Genomic DNA, 17,337 nt, shown 5'->3' with positions numbered 1-17,337 from the left:
ATTACTCCGCCGCCTGGCGCACGTAGCGCGCGGTCGGCGTGCGCATCGTCACCAGCTCTTCGGCCGCGGTCGGATGCAGCGCGATGGTCGCGTCGAAATCGGCCTTGGTCGCCTTCATCTTCACGGCAATCGCGACCACTTGCGTGACCTCGGCGGCGCAATCGCCGACGATGTGGCAGCCGAGCACGCGGTCGGTCGCGCCGTCGACGACGAGCTTCATCAGCACGCGGGTGTCGCGGCCGGACATCGTCGCCTTGATCGGGCGGAACGTCGTCTTGTAGATGTCGACGTGGCTGAATTGCGCACGCGCTTCGGTCTCCGTCAGACCGACCGTGCCGACCTCCGGCTGCGAGAACACCGCGGTCGGGATCGAGGAATGATCGACCTGCACCGCACGCTTGCCGAACACGGTGTCGGCGAAGGCATGGCCCTCCCGGATCGCGACCGGCGTCAGGTTGAAGCGATGGGTGACGTCGCCGATCGCGTAGATGCCGTCGACCGAGCTCTTGGAGAAATGATCGACCGCGATGCCGCCGTTCTCAGGATTGATGGCGACGCCGGCGTTCTCCAGGCCGAGATTGGCGACGTTGGGGTGCCGCCCGATCGCGAACATCACCTGGTCGGAAGCAAGGCTCGATCCATTCGACAGGTGCGTGGTGAATTCCTCGCCGTGGCGATCAACCTTGTTGACCGTGCAGCCGGTGAGAATGGTGATGCCCTGCTTCTCCATCTCAGCTCGGACGTGGGCGCGAACGTCCTCGTCGAAACCGCGCAGGATGTTGTCGCCGCGATAGATCACGGTGACGTCGGAACCGAAGCCGGCGAAGATGCCGGCGAATTCCAGCGCGATATAGCCGCCACCCTGGATCACGATCCGCTTCGGCAGCTTCTTCAGATGAAAAGCTTCGTTGGAAGAGATCACATGCTCGATGCCGGGAATTGCGGCACCGTGGTTGGGCGCGCCGCCGGTCGCAATGAGAATGTATTTTGCGCTGATCTTCCTGTCGTCCGCGAGCAGGCGGACGGTGTGCTTGTCCTCGATCACCGCGCGGCTCTTGACGATCTGCGCGCCCGACTTCTCGACATTGGTCGTGTAGGCGGCCTCCAGTCGCGCGATTTCCTTGTCCTTGTTGGCGATCAAGGTCGGCCAGTCGAAGGTCGCGGGCGGAACGGTCCAGCCGAAGCCGGCGGCATCTTCCAGCTCGTGGCGGAAATGCGAGCCGATCACGAACAGCTTCTTCGGCACGCAGCCACGGATCACGCAGGTGCCGCCCATGCGGTACTCTTCCGCGATCATCACGCGGGCGCCGTAGCCGGCTGCGATGCGGGCGGCACGCACGCCGCCCGAACCACCACCGATGACAAAGAGGTCGACGTCGAATTCAGCCATTGTCCACTCCGACCTCTCCTAAAGCGTGATCTTGATTCTGATCAGATAGGTACCGTCAGATTTCCTTGCCACGCTTCTTCATCTCGGCGCGGAACGCGCTCGCGACGACCTCGGAGAAATTCCGCGCCCAGTCGTTCATGACCTGCATGCTGAGGCTGATGGCCTTGGGCTCGTTGGTGAGCAGCTTCTGGCCAAGCGGCGACTTGTAGAACGTGACGAGATCCTTCAGCTCCTGCTCGGTGAACTCGCCGGCATACACTCCCACCATGCCGTCGCCGATCTCCGACTCACGGCCGGCCAGCTGCTTGGCGATGACGGGGGCGAGCTCGTTGAGATCCTTCTGGTAGTTGAGGTTCTGTCCGATCAGCGTGGTCTTGACCTTCTCCACCATGCCGGGCACGGCGCCGGCGTACATCGCGCTGGCATTCTTCAGCTGCAAAATCTCCTTTGCCGCGGCGATCGCCCCCGGGGTCGGTGCTGCCGGGGCCGCCTGCTGTTGCGCGATCGCAGGCGCTGCCGCCAGAGCCAACGCGAAGGCGAGGCACGCAGCGGGCACGATCTTCAAGACGCTCTTCATTCCTAGTCTCCTTTCGGCTTACGCCGTTCAATCACGCGGATTCCTTCGCCACCCGCCAAAACAGCCGAGCTGGCCAAGCCGATGAACAACCCATGCTCGACCACGCCGGGGATCGCGCTCAACGCCTTGGCGAGGCTCGCTGGATCGGCAATACGTCCGAGCTGGGCATCGACGATCCAGTGGCCGCCATCGGTGACGAAAACGTGGCCATCTTTGGCCTTGCGGAGCGCCATTTGCCCGGAAACGCCGCATTCCGCAAATGCCTTGTCGATGGCGCGACGGGTCGCGCCAAGCCCGAACGGGATCACCTCGACCGGCAGCGGAAACTTGCCGAGCGTCGGTACCCATTTGGTGTCGTCGGCAATGACGATCATGCGATCCGAGGCGGCTGCCACGATCTTTTCGCGCAGCAGCGCACCGCCGCCGCCCTTGATCAGGTTGAGCTCGGGATCGATCTCGTCGGCACCGTCGACGGTGATGTCGAGATGGTCGATCTCATCGAGCGTGGTCAGCTTCACGCCGCAGCGCTCCGCATCCGCGCGGGTCGCCTCGGAGGTCGGAACACCGATCACCTTGAGGCCGGCAGCGACGCGCTCTCCCAGCAGCTCGACAAAGTGCTTGGCGGTCGAGCCGGTGCCGAGCCCCAGCTGCATGCCGTCGCGTACCTCGTCCAGGGCGCGTGCCGCAGCCTGCCGCTTCAACTGGTCCATGTTCACGTTTGCGCCCGCCTCTCGAAGTCAGGAATGCCGCCGGTCAAACTGGCTTGCGGCGGCCTATGTAGCCTCGTTTTCCTCGCCGGAACAGGCCTATGAGCGGATCTCAGAGCCCCGCCCCTTGCGCCGGCCTGGCCGGACCGATAGCGCTTCTTGCATGAACTCGCCCTACACCCTCGTCTTCGATCTCGACGGCACGCTTGTGGATACGGCGCCCGACCTGATCACCGCCCTGAATTATGTGCTCGACCGCGAAGGCCTGCCGCCGGTGCCGATGGCCTCGGCCCGCAACATGATCGGCGCCGGTGCCCGCAAGCTGATCGAGCGGGGGCTGGAGGCCGAGGGCCGCTCGGTCACGCCAGCCGAGATGGACCGGCTAACGGCTGATTTCATCGCCTATTACGCCGACCACATCGCGGTGGAATCCCGCCCGTTCGAGGGGCTGCCGGACGCGCTCGACCTGTTGGCGGCGCAGGGCCATCGCCTGGCGGTCTGCACCAACAAGCTGGAATGGCTGTCGAAGCGGCTCCTGGATCAGCTCGACCTTACCAGGCGGTTTGCAGCGATCTGTGGCGCCGATACGTTTGGCGTCCAGAAGCCCGATCCGGCCATCTTCCGCGAGACCGTGGCCCGCGCCGGCGGCGAGGTCAAAGCCAGCATCATGGTGGGCGACGCCGGAACCGACGTCGGGGTGGCCCGGCGCGCCGGGGTGCCCGTGATCGGGGTCAGCTTCGGCTATACTGATGTGCCGATCGTCGAGCTGAAGCCCGATAGGGTGATCCATCACATGCGTGAGCTGCCGCCTGCCGCCCACAGCCTGATGACGGCCCGGGCATCGACAACGCCCTGAGCTAGCTCTGATATCCTGAGGAATCGTGCATTAACCATCTATTAACTATGCGCGGCCGGCCGGTTGCTTGCCCGAAACGACGCCCCTAAGGTCCCCGCGGGGTTATGTGGCGGTTCGTCGCAGTAGAAGTGGATGGTCATGCGTCGTGTCATCGCGAGTGCGTTAGCGGGGGTGAGCCTCCTGGGAGCAACAAGCCTTGGTGGCTGCTCCTCGATGTCTTGGGACATGTTCAAATCGACGCCGCCGACCGCCCAGGTCCGGCTCGAATCCAATCCGCCGGGTGCTGATGCCACGACCTCGCTGGGTCCGGGCTGCAAGACCCCCTGCTCGGTCTCGGTACCCGCGCCCGACGCTCCGTTCACGGTCGCTTTCGCGCTACCAAAATACCAGCCGACCAGCATACCGGTGAATGTCATCAAGAATGCCGGCGATTTCACCACGCCTGCTTCGGTGACCACCGATCCGAATCCTGTTTTCGCGGAGCTCCAGCCGGCGGTGCCGCCGAAGCCCGTGAAGAAGAAGCCGCACAGGCCGAAGCGGCCGAAATCGGCCCCGGCCGCCCCCGCCGCGGCGCCGGCCGACGCTGCGCCGCCACCCGCTGCGCCGCCACCGGCTGCGGGCTCGGCGTTCCCCGATCCGAACGCGGGCAAGCGCTGATCCAGGTTTTAATCTTCGTATACCACCCGATTGTCTCAGCCGCGTCCGATGCTTAGATTGCGTCGATAGCACCGCTGAAGCAAAGGTGCGCCCGTCGCCGTAAGTGACAAGGCAGCTCGTATGAACGGATCTCCCGCGACCTCCCTCGCCCCGGCGAGCCCCCGCGCCGCCCTGTCGAGCGCGATGACCGATCCGTTCGGTCGGACGATCTCTTACCTGCGCGTCTCGGTCACCGATCGGTGCGATTTGCGCTGCTTCTATTGCATGTCGGAAGACATGACCTTCCTGCCCAAGGCGGACCTGCTGACGCTCGAGGAACTCGACCGGCTCTGTTCTGCCTTCATCGCCAAGGGCGTGAAGAAGCTGCGGCTCACCGGCGGCGAGCCGCTGGTGCGGCGCAACGTGATGTCGCTGGTGCGCTCGCTCTCGCGCCATCTCGGCAGCGGGGCGTTGGGCGAGCTCACGCTGACCACCAACGGCACGCAGCTGGCAAAGCATGCCGGGGAACTCGCCGATTGCGGCGTCCGCCGCATCAACGTCTCGCTCGATACGCTCGATGCCAAGAAATTTCGCGAGATCACGCGCTGGGGCGAGATCGACAAGGTGCTGGAAGGCATCGAGGCCGCGCGCGCTGCGGGCCTCGCCGTGAAGATCAACGCGGTGGCGCTGAAGAACCTCAACGAGGACGAACTCCCCGGTCTCTTGCGCTGGGCCCACGGCAAGGGCATGGGGCTGACCCTGATCGAGGTCATGCCGATGGGTGAGATCGGCGCGGGCCGCATCGACCAATATCTGCCGCTGTCATTGGTACGCGCCCGTCTCGCCCAGCAATTCACGCTGACGGATCTGGCCGAAAGCACCGGCGGTCCGGCGCGCTATGTCAGCGTCGCGGAGACCGGCGGCAAGCTCGGCTTCATCACGCCGATGACCCACAATTTCTGCGAATCCTGCAACCGGGTACGCATCACCTGCACGGGCACGCTGCACACCTGCCTCGGACACGAGGATGCCTCCGATTTGCGCAAGCCGCTGCGTGCATCCACCGACGATGAGCTGCTGGCGGCTGCGATCGATCGCGCCATCGGGCTCAAGCCCAAGGGCCACGATTTCATCATCGACCGCCGCCACGACCGGCCCAGCGTCTCCAGGCATATGAGCGTCACCGGCGGCTGAGGATTCGTCGCCCTGACGCTCCGTCTCAAGCTTTTGCGACTTAAGCTTTTGACGCGCCGATAATTTGCCCATTTTCCGATTGACGGCGCACAAGCCCGCTGGTTTGGTGCGACCGCCTTTGCTTGCCCGGCAACAATAAGCCGGCCCGCCCCGTTGGCGGTCGCGGTCAAGACGGCAAGGCACGAGGGGAGGACTGACGCCGCAATCGCTTTCGGACCATGATCCGTGCGGTCGCGTGTTGATCGCACGCTGGCCGGCGTTGCGCGCCGAAGCCTCCCGCAGAAGTGTTAGGCCGCGACGGAGAGAAAGTAAGATGCGTCCCTTGCTGGCGTTGAGCAACGCCATCGACGCCCTCAATGAAAAGATTGGGTACGTCTGTAACCTGCTCGTGCTCCTCGCCTGCCTGGTCAGCGCGGCCAACGCCATGATCCGCTACGCCTTCAGCTACTCCTCGAACGGCTGGCTGGAGCTGCAATGGTACATGTTCGCGGTCCTGGTGATGTTCGGATCGTCCTACACCTTCAAGCGCAACGAGCATGTGCGGGTCGAAATCTTCTATCTGACCCTGTCCGAGCGCGGTCAGCTCTGGCTCGACCTGATCGGCACGCTGTTCTTCCTGATCCCCTCCTGCCTGCTGCTCGCCTATCTGTCCTGGCCGTTCTTCATGCAGGCCTATGACGTCGGCGAGATGTCGGGCAATGCCGGCGGCCTGGTCCGCTGGCCGATCAAGTTCGTGATCCCCGCCGGCTTCGTCATGCTGGCGCTCCAGGGCATTTCCGAAGTCATCAAGCGTATCGCGGCTCTCCAGGGCTATGTGACGATCGACGCCAAGTACGAGAGGCCGACCCAATGATTACGCTGGAAATGATGCCGCCGTTGATGTTCGGCGGCCTGGTTCTGGCGATGCTGATCGGCTTCCCCGTCGCGTTCACGCTTGCCGCCGTCGGTCTCTCCTTCGGCTTCCTGGCCATCCATCTCGGATTCTTCGATCTCAACTTCCTGCAGGCGATCCCCGGCCGCGTGTTCGGCAGCGTGCTCTCCAACGAGCTGTTGCTGGCGATCCCGTTCTTCACCTTCATGGGCGCGATATTGGAGAGATGCGGACTAGCCGAGGACATGCTGGATTCGATGGGCCAGCTGTTCGGCCCTGTCCGAGGCGGCCTCGGCTATTCCGTCATCATCGTCGGCTTCATCCTCGGCGCCATCACCGGCACGGTGGCGGCCCAGGTCATCGCCATGGCGCTGATCTCGATGCCCGTGATGATCCGCTACGGCTACAACATGCGCTACATCACCGGCGTGCTGGCGGCCTCGGGCACCATCACGCAACTGGTGCCGCCCTCGCTGGTGCTGATCGTGCTCGCCGACCAGCTCGGCAAGTCGGTCGGCGACATGTATCTCGGCGCCTGGGGTCCCTCGGTGTTCCAGATCCTGCTGTTCGCCGGCTACACCTTCGTCCTCGGCCTGATCAAGCCCGAGCACGTGCCGCCGGTTCCGAAGGAAGCGCGCACGCTGACCGGCTGGGCTTTGTGGAAGAAGTGCCTGATGGGCATCATCCCCTCGGCCGTGCTGATCTTCGTCGTGCTCGGCACCATGATGATGGGCCTTGCGACCCCGACGGAAGCCGGTGCCATGGGTGCCGTCGGCGCCATCGTGCTCGCCGCGATCCATCACAAGAATTTCTCCTCGACCGACCGCAAGATCCTGATCGTGGGGGTGATCGCCGCCGGTATCGGCACCATCGTCGCGATGCTGTTCACAGAGAACCTGATCTTCAAGGTCTCGTTCGCGCTGACTTATCTCGCCGTGGCCTGGATCTGCATCTCGGCCGCGCGCATCCCCGAGCTGCGTGACCTCATCAGGCAGGGTTACGAATCCACCATGCGGCTCACCTGCATGGTCACCTTCATCCTGATCGGCTCGACCTGCTTCTCGGTGGTGTTCCTCGGCGTCTCCGGCGGCGTCTGGCTCGAGCACCTGTTGACCTCGCTGCCCGGCGGCGTCTGGGGCTTCCTGATCTTCATCAACCTGTTCATCTTCTTCCTGGCGTTCTTCCTCGACTTCTTCGAGATCGCCTTCATCATCCTGCCGATGATCGCGCCGATCGCACAGAAGATCCTCGGCCCCGTGGTCGGGGACGGACCGGCGCTGATCTGGTTCGGCGTCATGCTCTGCGTCAATATGCAGACCTCGTTCCTGCATCCCCCGTTCGGGTTCGCGCTGTTCTACCTGCGCGGCGTTGCGCCGAAGGAAGTGAAGAGCTCCGACATCTACTGGGGCGCGATGCCCTGGATCGGACTGCAGATGATCATGGTGCTGATCGTGATCGCCTTCCCGGTGACGGTGACGGGCCTGCTGGACAAGCCTGCCAACGTCGACCTCGACAAGGTCAAGATCGAGGTGCCGCAGATCGATCTCCCACCGCTGGATCTCGGCCCGCCGCAGAAGTAGCGGGCGCAGCCCGTGCGGTCATGCTCCGCCTCCGCGGAGCATGACGCTCGTGACAGGCGCGGCAAAGACGGGCATACCGGACGTTCCTTCAACCTTGGGAATGCCGCGCATGCTCCGATCGCTCCCCGCTCCCCCGCTCGTTCGTCCGCTGATCGCCTCGTTCTGGCTCGCCTGTGCGGCAACGGTCGCGCAGGCCGAGCCGGTGGCCGACGTCCAGGCGCTGGCGCAGAAGGAGCAGCAGCCGCTGCTGGACACGCTGCGCGACCTCGTCAACGTGGAAACCGGCAGCAGGGATGTCGAGGGCCTGAACGTGATCGCAGGGCGCGTCGCGGACCAGCTCAAGCAACTCGGCGGCGCGGTGGAGATCCTGCAGCCCACCGACATCTATCGCCTCGACGACACGCCCGAGAAGATCGGACCGGCCGTGCATGCCGTCTTCAAGGGCACCGGCACCAGGAAGATCATGCTGATCGCCCACATGGACACGGTGTACCTGAAGGGCATGCTGAAGGATCAGCCGTTCCGCATCGACGGCGACAAGGCCTACGGCCTCGGCATCGCCGACGACAAGCAGGGCGTCGCACTCGTTCTCCATACCGTGGCGATGCTGCAGAAGCTGAACTTCAAAGACTACGGCACGCTCACGGTGCTGACCAATGGCGACGAGGAAATCTCCTCGCCGGGCTGGCGCAGCACGATCACGAAGTTTGCTTCAGAGCAGGACGCGGTGTTCTCGTTCGAGAGCGGCGGCGCCGACGGCACGCTGCGGCTCGCCACCAGCGGCATCGGCTCGGCCTATCTCACGGTCCACGGCAAGTCGTCGCATGCGGGCGCAAGGCCCGAGGGCGGCATCAACGCGCTCTACGAGCTTTCGCACCAGGTGCTGCAGATGAAGGACCTCTCCAAGCCGGAGCAGGGCCTGAAGCTGAACTGGACGGTCGCCAAGGCCGGCACCAACCGCAACGTGATTCCGGCCGAAGCCACCGCGCAGGCCGATGCGCGCGCGCTCAAGGTGTCCGATTTCGACGAGCTCGAAAAGACACTGCAGGAGAAGATCAAAAATCGCCTGCTGCCGGATTCCAAGGTCGAGCTGAAATTCGAAGTGCGCCGCCCGCCGCTCGAGGCCAACGACGCCTCGCGCCGCGTGGCCGCCTACGGCACGACGATCTACGGCGAGATCGGACTGCCGCTGAAGGTCGACGAGAAGGCGACCGGCGGCGGCACCGATGCCGCGTTCGCCGCGCTCAAGACCAAAGGTGCCGTAGTCGAGGGCATGGGCCTGTCAGGCTTCGGCGCGCACTCCAACGATGCCGAATATGTCCAGATCAACAGCATCGTGCCGCGCCTTTACCTGACCACGCGCATGATCATGGATCTGTCCACGGGGAAGCTGAAATAGCGCTCAGCTTCGAAGGGCGGAAGCTCCCTGCTCCGCCAGCCTGAACCGCAGCGTGAACTCGGCACCGCCGCCGGGAAGATTGCCCACCGCGACCGTCGCCTCATGATCGTCGGCGACGCCGCGCACGATCGAAAGGCCGAGACCGGCGCCGTCGCTGCGCTGGCGATCCCTGCGCCAGAAGCGCTGGAAGATCAGCTCGCGTTCGGCTTCGGCAACACCGGGGCCGCAATCGCGCACGCGTACCGAACCGTCGTCGCCGACCTCGACATCGACAGAGGTCTCCTTCGCGGTGAACTTGATGGCGTTTTCGGCGAGGTTGAACACCGCGCGCTGGAGCATCTCGGAATTGCCGTGGATCAGCACGGGCGCGTCGGCGCCTTTGAGCGCGATGTCCTTGTGCTGCGCGATCGCGAACGGCGCGATCGCGCCGACCACTTCGGCGCAGACCGCGCGCAAATCCGCGGTCTCGCTGGGATCGAGCACCAGCGTGTCGAGCTCTGCGATCTCCAGCAACTGGGCGACGATGCGGCTCATGCCCTGGATGTCGTCATGCAGCGCCTGCCTGGCCGCACCGTCGCCGAGCGTCTCGACCCGCGTGCGCAGGATCGCCAGCGGCGTGCGCAACTGATGGGCCGCGTCGGCGGTGAACTGGCGCTGCACGCGAAAGCCGTCCTCGAGGCGATCCAGCGCCTGGTTCACCGCGGTGACCAGCGGCACGATCTCGCGCGGGATCTGCTCCGTCGGCAGGCGAATGTCGGTGCGCGACGGGCCGATATTGCTGGCCAGTTCCGAGGCCTTCCAGAGCGGCGCGATGGCGCGGCGGAAGATGATGATGTCGGTCGCGAGCAGGATCAGGAGAATGGGAATGGTGATCCAGCCGACCCGGCGGAAGAAGTTGGACACGATGTCGTCGGTGATGACGTCGCGATGGGACAGGTCTTCCGCCACGTGAATGCGAACGGTGGTGTCGCCGATCGTCTGGGTCACGTCGGCGCTCGTCTCCGTCGCGAAATCGCTGGTCTTCCTGTGCGACGAGAACAGCAGCCGGCCGTCGGCATCGCGGATGTCGTATTGATAGCGGCCATAGGCTTCCGAATAGAGGCCGCGAAGGCTGTCGGGGAGATTGAACGTCACCTTGCCGTCCGGTTGGACGGCAATACGCTCGGCCAGCGTCTCGGCGTGCGCCCGCATCGCGGCCCGATGCAGCTGGTCGATCTCGGAGCTCAACAACCAGAACAGGACCAGCGGCAGGAAGATCGCGACCACTGCGACCGCGATGATGTGCAGGAACACGATGCGCGAGATCAGCGATTTGAACGATGGCGGCCGGCCGAAGAACCCGGCCAAGAACCCGGCACGAGATCCAGCTTGCGATCCCGTCATGGACCCGTTCTGGGATCCGAGCCGGGCCACGCTATTTCTCCTCCGCCATCATGTAGCCGACGCCGCGAATGGTATGGATGACCACCTTGGCGCCGTGCTCGGTGAGCTGCTTGCGCAGGCGGGAGACATAGACCTCGACCGCATTGGAGGCGACCTCGCCCTCGAGCCCGAAGATATGATCCTCGACGTTCTTCTTCGGCACCACCCGGCCCTGCCGCCGCAACAGGATTTCCAGCACCGAAGTCTCGCGCGAGGAAATGATCCGCGGCTTGTCGTCGATGAAGATCTGGCGGCTCTCGGTGTCGTAGACGAGATTGGCGAGCCGCAACGAGCGGCCGAGCAGCTGGCCCGGACGGCGCAGGATCGCCTCCAGTCGCGCGACCAGCTCCTCCATCGCGAACGGCTTTGCGAGATAATCGTCGGCGCCGCTGCGCAGGCCGTTGACGCGGTCCTGCACGCCGCCGCGTGCTGTCAGCACCAGCACCGGCAGCGGCTCCATCTGCCGGCGCAGCTCGCGCAGCACCGACAGGCCGTCGCCGTCGGGCAGGCCGAGGTCGAGGATCATCGCGGCATAGCTGACATTGTGCACCGCCTCGCGCGCCTCCTCGGTGCCGCCGACGATATCGCTTTCATAGCCGGCCGCCGCCAGCCCGCTGGCAACGAGCCGCGACAGCTCGACATTGTCCTCGACGATCAGAAGGCGCATTTCATTCCCGCCGGATGTTCCGGTTCACCTGGCGGCTCGCACCGCATGCTTGCTGTCTTCCACCATCGGCGGGCTTTCGGCCAGCAAAAAGGCGAGCGCCGCCTTGCCTGCCATCAGCTTCTCGTCAGCTTGGTGTAAGCATTTCGCGCTGATCGGGTCGCCGCTCGGTCTGCTGCGCTGCAACCTGCAGGTCGTGGCACGGTTCGACGGGCCGCACCAGACAGGTGCGCGCGTCTGCGGACCCGACATCGCACTGACTTCAACAACACGCGTCGGAACAGTTGAACGCGCCCTCGGTGAAATCGGTCACGGGGCCGCTCCCTGCGGGCCCTTGGGGGCCGTCGAGAGGTCTGCTCGACAGACAGCGCCGATCAATTGCCCGCCCGGACATTAGCAAATCCATATCATTCGTCGGCCGCATCAGCAGCAAGAACGTAGCGAAGGAGATTCAAGGCGGGCGCGTGCACCGAAAATACCCTCCGCCCCTTCGAAGCACCCTAGTTCGCGCCGATCTTATGCCGCGCCTATACAATCACCGGCCGCCTCCCCTCGAATTCATAGCCGCTCGGCGATGATACTGGCTTCTGAATTCGCGGGTACGAATCTTGCTTGGCACTGCGCGATCTCATGAGGCATTTGCGAGCGATGATCCGGCTTCCGGCAATAGCCCTTGGCGCTGCAATCACACTTGTTGCCCTTGCGGTTCCAGCGCTCGGGGAGAGTCCCGACATCTCACATCGCCGCGCTGAGCAACGACGGACATTCAGCGACGCCGAAATCCAGGAGGGCTTCCTCAAGATCGCGCTGGACGCCGAGTTGCAACTCGGCGCGAAGGTCCATCGCATCCGCAAATTCGATGAACCCGTCCGGATCTTCGTCGATGGCAGGGCCGCGCCTGAGCACACCGCAGCGCTTGGTGCCGTCGTCGAGGATATCCGCGCGCGAATCGATCACCTGGACATTGCGGTGACGGACGATCGCAGCGCGGCCAATCTTGTCGTGACGTTGGTGACCGCCCGCCATCTGCGCCAGGCCATTCGCGCCCGGTTCGGCATCGAGAAAGCCGGACAGATCGAGCATTCCCTCAATCCCCAATGCCTGTCGGGAATTGCCAAGGACAGCGCCTTCCGGATCCGGCGCGCCGAGGTGATCCTGCCGGTCGATGGCGGAGAGTTTACCTTCTACGATTGTGCCTATGAGGAACTGCTACAGGCCCTCGGCGCGATCAACGACGATCGTTCGGTCCCTTGGACCATGTTCAACGACGATGTCCAGATGGGCTTTTTCGACATCTACGACCAGTACATGTTGAACATCCTCTACGATCCGCGAATCCGGCCGGGCATGACCAGGAAGGACGTCGAAAGCCTCCTTCCCGCGGTCCTGCCGGCGGCCCGGGATCTCGTCGAGCGCAACAATCCGCGCGAACAAGCGAGCGCGCCCGCGCTTGCGCACTCGGATTGACGACAAGCGATGGCCTCAAGCTATCTCGGAATTGCTCGCCAGCGAGATCACCGCTTCGGCGAAGTTGTCTTCGCTGAGGACGAGGAATATTCCGTGATCGCAAAATCGTTCTTCTGCATTTGACGCGTCTGGTGGGCGACCGTCACGTGCCTGTTCGGGCTGTATTTCGACGGCGCGCTGGCGGAGCCGCCGGCCGAAGCGGACTGCGCCAGCAACAACGGCGCTACAGCAATCACGATCGCGCTGAGAACGAAAGTCCTGGGCATCTGCATCCTCCATGTGAAGCGGGACAACTTCAACGGAAGAGGCTGTGCATTTCCAATCTGCGACTCCATCCGCCGCGCAGTTGTCCCTGCGTTCCAATGCTGATCCTAATTCGCATCGATCGCAAGGTTAATCAGCAGATGACGAAAAATGCAGCAACGCAACCCGCCGCCCAAAACCAAGGCGAAACACCGGCCGACACAACGCGATCACACACGCGGCGCGGCCGGCGACGTCAGGGTCTAATTGTCGGCGGGGCCGCGCCACATCGGCGATTTCGGTCCGCCATAGTAGCGCATCGGTCCGGGTTGCGTCGGCGCCAGCGCGACGGCCTGGATTGGCGCTGCGGCCCAGGCCAGCCGTCCGGCCCTCGCGGCTTCGGCCAGTCGGACCGGCGTCGCCACTCCGTGATGCGCGTGCCATTGCCTGTGGTGGCTGTGCCTTGCTTCTGCGGAGTTCACCCGGGAGACCAGCAGCAGCACGCCCGCAACCATTGCAACTGCGGTGCGTACCGCCGACTTCATGATCGTTCTCGTCCCATCTGGCCGCTTCATTGTGCCGGCCACATCGGAGATTTCGGCCCGCCGTAATAGCGCATCTGGGACGAGGCGCCCGCCTCGCCCGTCGTTGCGCCAAGATCGCTCACGCATCCGGCCAGGCATGCACCCAGACCCGCAAGAGCGATCGTGGTCACCATTGTCCGAACGAGCTTCGAACAGGACATGTTGTTCCCTCCTCCAGGGGCCTCAGTACTTCGCCACCACCGGCCCGCCGAACTTGTAGTCGAGGCCGAGCGTGACGAGGGAATATGTGTTGGCGACGTTGTAGGCGAGCACACCGTTGGTCGGTGCATCGCGACGGAAGGTGCCGAGATCGAGATAGGTATATTCGAACTTGCCGATCAGATTCTCGGTGATCGCATAGGCGATGCCGCCGCCCGCGGCGAGCCCGCTGCGCGTCGTCTTGAACGTGTCGACTCCGACGCCCGGATTGGTGTCGGTATGGGTCAGCGCGCCGTAGGCCCAGCCGCCGGTGAAGAACAGCAGAAGCCGGTCGACCGCGATGCCGCCCCGCGCACGGACCGTGCCGCCCCAACGCAGCTTGGTCGCGTCGTCCCAACCCAGCGCAAAGTTGTCGCCACCCTTGATGTCCGCCCCGAAGCCGGTGGCCTCAACGCCGAAGACGATGTTGCCGGACTGCCAGTTGTAGCCGACCTCGCCACCCCCGAGAGCGCCCGCTGAATCGTAGTTGGCGGTGAAGTTCGCGAAACCCGCCGGACCGGTCGCGTTGTTCAAATTGTGGTTGCCCAGGCCGTAGCCGCCAAACACGCCGACATAAAAACCGCTCCAGTCGTAGGCCGGCGTCGCCATCGCCGGCGCCTTGCCGTAGATCGGGAGATCCGCCGCGAGTGCCGGTGATGCGAGACCAAGCGCGCAGAGCGAGGCCGTGGTGAGAAGAAGCCGCTTCATTTTGAAAACCCCTGTCGAATTGTTCCGATGGAAGCGCGGCGATCCAGGCCGCCGCGCCTTGACGCGCATCAGAAGTGAATGATGATGTCCGCCGAGCCGATGAGGGCGTTCTTGCGGTTCGGCGCAATCCCGAGATTCGAGTTGCCGTTGAACGCGAACGCATCCAGCGACCTGTAGAACGAAACCTCCGGCCGCATCTCGATCTGCGGTGAGAACCAGTGCTGCCAGCCGATCCCGGTTTCGACGTAGCGGGTCTTGGTGCCGGTGCGCTGCCCCTGCTTGTCGTCGAACCATTCGAGGCGATACGAAATGTTGTCGAGCGGCGTCGCCTTGTAGTTCACATACATCAGGTAAGTCTGCCAGGATGCGTTGCAGGTGAGTGCAGCCGCGTTGGCGCAAAACGCCTGGCCCGGCGCGTTGAATGGCATGACGTTCGCCGAGAATGGCGTGCCCGCGCCGGCCGCGTTGATGGCTTGAACCACCGCATTGTTGAGGTTCGGTACGCCGCTCTGATGCCCGTTGTAGCTCTCGAACGAGATGTGCCACTGGTCATTGAACTTGTGGTAATAGGTCAGTCCGTACCATTGCAGATTGTTGTAACCCCAGACGCCCGTCGTTGATGCCATCTGCAACGACGTTGATGCTGTCGTTTCCGCTATCGGTCGTATAGCGAACACCCAGGGTGACGCTCGGCTTTGCACCCGGATCCTTCAGCATCGTGGTGCCCGGATAAAGCGGATTGGGATTGGTATTGGCGATCTTGGCGCCCCACTGCCAGGGCATGGCTTCGGTGCCAATCGTGGATCCCAACTGGAAGATCAGGTTTTTCGTTGCCGCCAACGTCGCCTGCACGCCCGTGTTGGTGTAGTTGTCGAACGTGTAGGTCATCGAGTGCGAGTACATGTAGTTGTTAGGCGCGAGCTGCGCTTCGATGTCCGGGATCGAAATGAACCGTCCGAAACGGATGTTCAAACCCTGCGCGACCTGCGGAATGAAGACTTCGCCGTAAGCCATCGGCATGTCGTAGCCGTAGTTCTTGTTCTGCTGGAGCAGCTGATTGCTCCACAGGCCGTAGGCGGTGGTGTAGCGATAGTTCTCGCCATAGATTGGCGCGATGCGGAAACCCCAATCGACATGGTCCTTCTGGACCGTGTCGGGCAGGCGCTCGATGTAGACCACCGCCTGATCGAGCTGCACCGTATTGGGATTATAGCTATAGGCGGCAGGGGCATTGCCGCCACGGACGGTGTTGCTGCTGAGGTTTCCGCCCGGATCGATCCAGCCATAAACCTGGATATGGGCGTCGTTCATCCATGACCCGAGTGTCGTGTTGGAAAGGGCGCTCATCAAGGGGCTGTCAACCGAGCTCGGCCGGGTCACGCCGAGATTGGTCGTGCCGCCATAGGGCCACTCGGTGAAGGGCATCGGCGGCGTGCTCTGCGGCGTCGCGGGCCATTCAGCGCGCCGCGACGGCGGCGCCTTCGGATCGGCGGGCGCGGAATCGTGATTCCATTCAAGCCGGTAGTAGTTGATGAAGCGCGTGAAGAAGTCGCTGCCGAGATAGCTGTCGAGACACGAATACTTCTTGTAAGGATCGCAGAACGTCTGCCCCACCGGCGCAAGCGTGTCCGCCGCATTGGCAGCGCCGCCCATCCCCATCATCGCAACGAGCGATGCGCCTGCCAAAAGATACTTTCTCATCATGTTGCCCCAAGCGGTTGAGTACCGACGCCTTCAGCGTTCTTTCGGTTTCGTTAAGCCGGGTGTCATCCTTCGCGAGAGGCGAAGAAAAAGGCGATACGGTTTGCCGCGCGCGTTCGTTAAAAAAACATAGTGCAACGACGCTTTGCTCCGTCGTTTGCACGCGGACTCATCAATTGCACGTGGGGCTTGCCTAATGCGTCGGCGAAAACATGAAGATTTCGCGGACACACGATATCGCGGCGCAAACGTTTCGTGCCAGCTGTGTCATTTTCGTCATACTTGCGCGAAACGCCTGCTCGACTTGCGCGCAGAACAGTCCGCGCAACGTGCCACAGCTATTTTTTTGCTACGCAAGCGGGCGAGATTCTCGATCGAAGATTTATGTCCGGACCCGCTAGTCTGCGCGCCAGGCCTAGACTCTGCTTGGCGAGGTTCGACGATGGATGCCATGACTCATGCTGCGCGCCTCAGCGGCGACCCGGCGCATGACGATGCCGGATCCGATCTCACGTTCCTGCCCACGACCTTGGTCGGGCAATGCCGCAACCTCATCGAATCGTATCACGAGGTGCACGGCTTCGCGTCGCTGCCGAACATGCTCTGGCGGTTTCGCATGGGCCCCCTGATCGAGCGCCATCAGGAGCTCCGGCAACTCCTGCGCAAGGCATCGACCACACGCAGCGCCAAGAAGGCCAACGAGGGATTCGTCCAGATCGCGACCACCATTCTCGCATTGGAGATCCTGGCCAGCAGCTTTGCCGGCTGGAACGCAATCTATCCGATCGCCGGCGAAGCGGCGCGCGAAGTCCTGCAACGGAATGCTCACGGGGCGCACATGCCGCTGATGGATTTCTATCTTTATCCGCCGAAGCAGATCAGCGCGGCCGCCATTGCCACGCTGACGCCTCCCGCAAGCCGATCAGGTGAGGAACTCGGCCTCCATCATGCATCGCGCCCCGAACTATCGGGCGAGCGGCGCGCGCTTCAATATGCGAGCATGATCCGAAACGAGCAGGAATCCGCCGCGAGAAGCGCCGCCGCGCCTTGATCGCGGAAAGCACCCGCACTGCCACGGCATTCCGTCGGGTCGCCATCGTTCCGGCGGACGATGTCGTTTGGAATCCGTAGATCTACGGA

The 17,337-nt window shown here is 63.5% G+C and carries 18 protein-coding genes; 8 read left to right on the top strand and 10 right to left on the bottom strand.

Features of this window, described 5'->3' with window-relative positions:
- Position 1 precedes the first annotated feature (1 nt).
- The 3 genes from gor to rpiA are packed head-to-tail and all read right to left on the bottom strand — an operon-like array spanning position 2 to position 2,683.
- Entirely contained in the window at positions 2-1,390 is a 1,389-nt protein-coding gene (gene gor, locus ACVW16_RS32250) for a glutathione-disulfide reductase (protein ID WP_456703003.1), read from the bottom strand.
- A gap of 55 nt (positions 1,391-1,445) precedes the next feature.
- Entirely contained in the window at positions 1,446-1,967 is a 522-nt protein-coding gene (locus ACVW16_RS32245; RefSeq protein ID WP_456703002.1) for a DUF2059 domain-containing protein, read from the bottom strand.
- A gap of 2 nt (positions 1,968-1,969) precedes the next feature.
- The gene (rpiA, locus tag ACVW16_RS32240) at positions 1,970-2,683 is read right to left on the bottom strand and encodes a ribose-5-phosphate isomerase RpiA (RefSeq protein WP_456734798.1); all 714 of its coding nucleotides are present in this window, start codon (positions 2,681-2,683) and stop codon (positions 1,970-1,972) included.
- A gap of 154 nt (positions 2,684-2,837) precedes the next feature.
- Between rpiA and ACVW16_RS32235 the strand changes: the two genes are divergently transcribed.
- From ACVW16_RS32235 to ACVW16_RS32210, 6 genes are all read left to right on the top strand, one after another.
- The gene (locus tag ACVW16_RS32235) at positions 2,838-3,530 is read left to right on the top strand and encodes an HAD family hydrolase (RefSeq protein WP_456703000.1); all 693 of its coding nucleotides are present in this window, start codon (positions 2,838-2,840) and stop codon (positions 3,528-3,530) included.
- Positions 3,531-3,668: 138 nt separating this feature from the next.
- Complete coding sequence (locus tag ACVW16_RS32230) at positions 3,669-4,187, top strand: hypothetical protein (protein WP_456734797.1); 519 nt, start codon at positions 3,669-3,671, stop codon at positions 4,185-4,187.
- A gap of 120 nt (positions 4,188-4,307) precedes the next feature.
- The gene (moaA, locus tag ACVW16_RS32225) at positions 4,308-5,360 is read left to right on the top strand and encodes a GTP 3',8-cyclase MoaA (protein ID WP_456734796.1); all 1,053 of its coding nucleotides are present in this window, start codon (positions 4,308-4,310) and stop codon (positions 5,358-5,360) included.
- Positions 5,361-5,673: 313 nt separating this feature from the next.
- Positions 5,674-6,213, top strand: a complete 540-nt coding sequence (locus tag ACVW16_RS32220; RefSeq protein WP_456702997.1) for a TRAP transporter small permease subunit — start codon at positions 5,674-5,676, stop codon at positions 6,211-6,213.
- Complete coding sequence (locus ACVW16_RS32215; RefSeq protein WP_456702996.1) at positions 6,210-7,811, top strand: TRAP transporter large permease; 1,602 nt, start codon at positions 6,210-6,212, stop codon at positions 7,809-7,811. Before ACVW16_RS32220 ends, ACVW16_RS32215 begins: the two co-directional genes overlap by 4 nt.
- 109 nt (positions 7,812-7,920) lie before the next feature.
- Positions 7,921-9,210 (top strand): M20/M25/M40 family metallo-hydrolase, encoded by a 1,290-nt coding sequence (locus ACVW16_RS32210; protein WP_456702995.1) that lies wholly within the window; start codon positions 7,921-7,923, stop codon positions 9,208-9,210.
- 3 nt (positions 9,211-9,213) lie between these two features.
- On the opposite strand, the gene ACVW16_RS32205 is transcribed toward ACVW16_RS32210, so the two are convergent.
- Together ACVW16_RS32205 and ACVW16_RS32200 are read right to left on the bottom strand one after the other, a co-directional pair.
- Positions 9,214-10,593, bottom strand: a complete 1,380-nt coding sequence (locus tag ACVW16_RS32205; protein ID WP_456705251.1) for a sensor histidine kinase — start codon at positions 10,591-10,593, stop codon at positions 9,214-9,216.
- A 31-nt stretch (positions 10,594-10,624) separates the two neighbouring features.
- Positions 10,625-11,299 (bottom strand): response regulator transcription factor, encoded by a 675-nt coding sequence (locus ACVW16_RS32200; RefSeq protein WP_456702994.1) that lies wholly within the window; start codon positions 11,297-11,299, stop codon positions 10,625-10,627.
- 627 nt (positions 11,300-11,926) lie between these two features.
- On the opposite strand from ACVW16_RS32200, the gene ACVW16_RS32195 reads away from it, so the two are divergent.
- Positions 11,927-12,763 (top strand): DUF2927 domain-containing protein, encoded by an 837-nt coding sequence (locus ACVW16_RS32195; RefSeq protein WP_456734795.1) that lies wholly within the window; start codon positions 11,927-11,929, stop codon positions 12,761-12,763.
- A 47-nt stretch (positions 12,764-12,810) separates the two neighbouring features.
- On the opposite strand, the gene ACVW16_RS32190 is transcribed toward ACVW16_RS32195, so the two are convergent.
- The 5 genes from ACVW16_RS32190 to ACVW16_RS32170 all read right to left on the bottom strand — a co-directional run bounded on the left by ACVW16_RS32190 (position 12,811) and on the right by ACVW16_RS32170 (position 16,197).
- Entirely contained in the window at positions 12,811-13,029 is a 219-nt protein-coding gene (locus tag ACVW16_RS32190) for a hypothetical protein (RefSeq protein ID WP_456702992.1), read from the bottom strand.
- Between the two features lie 240 nt (positions 13,030-13,269).
- Complete coding sequence (locus tag ACVW16_RS32185) at positions 13,270-13,551, bottom strand: hypothetical protein (RefSeq protein WP_456702991.1); 282 nt, start codon at positions 13,549-13,551, stop codon at positions 13,270-13,272.
- A 222-nt stretch (positions 13,552-13,773) separates the two neighbouring features.
- Positions 13,774-14,496, bottom strand: a complete 723-nt coding sequence (locus ACVW16_RS32180) for an outer membrane beta-barrel protein (protein WP_456702990.1) — start codon at positions 14,494-14,496, stop codon at positions 13,774-13,776.
- A gap of 68 nt (positions 14,497-14,564) precedes the next feature.
- Positions 14,565-15,122 carry an outer membrane beta-barrel protein gene (locus ACVW16_RS32175; protein WP_456802549.1) on the bottom strand — a complete coding sequence of 186 codons (558 nt, stop codon included), beginning with the start codon at positions 15,120-15,122 and terminating at the stop codon, positions 14,565-14,567.
- Positions 15,046-16,197, bottom strand: coding sequence for an outer membrane beta-barrel protein (locus ACVW16_RS32170; protein WP_456802548.1), 1,152 nt, complete (start codon positions 16,195-16,197; stop codon positions 15,046-15,048). The genes ACVW16_RS32175 and ACVW16_RS32170 overlap by 77 nt, the downstream gene beginning before the upstream one ends.
- A 451-nt stretch (positions 16,198-16,648) precedes the next feature.
- Here ACVW16_RS32170 and ACVW16_RS32165 point away from each other — a divergent pair, with 451 nt between their 5' ends.
- The gene (locus ACVW16_RS32165) at positions 16,649-17,248 is read left to right on the top strand and encodes a hypothetical protein (RefSeq protein WP_456734793.1); all 600 of its coding nucleotides are present in this window, start codon (positions 16,649-16,651) and stop codon (positions 17,246-17,248) included.
- Positions 17,249-17,337 lie beyond the last annotated feature (89 nt).

The organism is Bradyrhizobium sp. USDA 4474, assembly GCF_054057515.1.
Note: the sequence above shows the minus strand (reverse complement) of the source record. Positions and strands in the feature narration are given on the sequence as shown.

Excerpts from the sequence above, each read along its gene's own strand:
- ACVW16_RS32170 (WP_456802548.1), bottom strand. The coding sequence starts at position 16,197 with ATGAGAAAGTATCTTTTGGCAGGCGCATCGCTCGTTGCGATGATGGGG.
- moaA (WP_456734796.1), top strand. The coding sequence starts at position 4,308 with ATGAACGGATCTCCCGCGACCTCCCTCGCCCCGGCGAGCCCCCGCGCC.
- ACVW16_RS32185 (WP_456702991.1), bottom strand. The coding sequence starts at position 13,551 with ATGAAGTCGGCGGTACGCACCGCAGTTGCAATGGTTGCGGGCGTGCTG.
- ACVW16_RS32200 (WP_456702994.1), bottom strand. The coding sequence starts at position 11,299 with ATGCGCCTTCTGATCGTCGAGGACAATGTCGAGCTGTCGCGGCTCGTT.
- ACVW16_RS32165 (WP_456734793.1), top strand. The coding sequence starts at position 16,649 with ATGACTCATGCTGCGCGCCTCAGCGGCGACCCGGCGCATGACGATGCC.
- ACVW16_RS32190 (WP_456702992.1), bottom strand. The coding sequence starts at position 13,029 with ATGCCCAGGACTTTCGTTCTCAGCGCGATCGTGATTGCTGTAGCGCCG.
- ACVW16_RS32230 (WP_456734797.1), top strand. The coding sequence starts at position 3,669 with ATGCGTCGTGTCATCGCGAGTGCGTTAGCGGGGGTGAGCCTCCTGGGA.
- ACVW16_RS32235 (WP_456703000.1), top strand. The coding sequence starts at position 2,838 with ATGAACTCGCCCTACACCCTCGTCTTCGATCTCGACGGCACGCTTGTG.
- ACVW16_RS32205 (WP_456705251.1), bottom strand. The coding sequence starts at position 10,593 with ATGACGGGATCGCAAGCTGGATCTCGTGCCGGGTTCTTGGCCGGGTTC.
- gor (WP_456703003.1), bottom strand. The coding sequence starts at position 1,390 with ATGGCTGAATTCGACGTCGACCTCTTTGTCATCGGTGGTGGTTCGGGC.
- ACVW16_RS32215 (WP_456702996.1), top strand. The coding sequence starts at position 6,210 with ATGATTACGCTGGAAATGATGCCGCCGTTGATGTTCGGCGGCCTGGTT.
- ACVW16_RS32210 (WP_456702995.1), top strand. The coding sequence starts at position 7,921 with ATGCTCCGATCGCTCCCCGCTCCCCCGCTCGTTCGTCCGCTGATCGCC.
- ACVW16_RS32220 (WP_456702997.1), top strand. The coding sequence starts at position 5,674 with ATGCGTCCCTTGCTGGCGTTGAGCAACGCCATCGACGCCCTCAATGAA.
- ACVW16_RS32175 (WP_456802549.1), bottom strand. The coding sequence starts at position 15,122 with ATGGCATCAACGACGGGCGTCTGGGGTTACAACAATCTGCAATGGTAC.
- ACVW16_RS32180 (WP_456702990.1), bottom strand. The coding sequence starts at position 14,496 with ATGAAGCGGCTTCTTCTCACCACGGCCTCGCTCTGCGCGCTTGGTCTC.
- ACVW16_RS32245 (WP_456703002.1), bottom strand. The coding sequence starts at position 1,967 with ATGAAGAGCGTCTTGAAGATCGTGCCCGCTGCGTGCCTCGCCTTCGCG.
- ACVW16_RS32195 (WP_456734795.1), top strand. The coding sequence starts at position 11,927 with ATGAGGCATTTGCGAGCGATGATCCGGCTTCCGGCAATAGCCCTTGGC.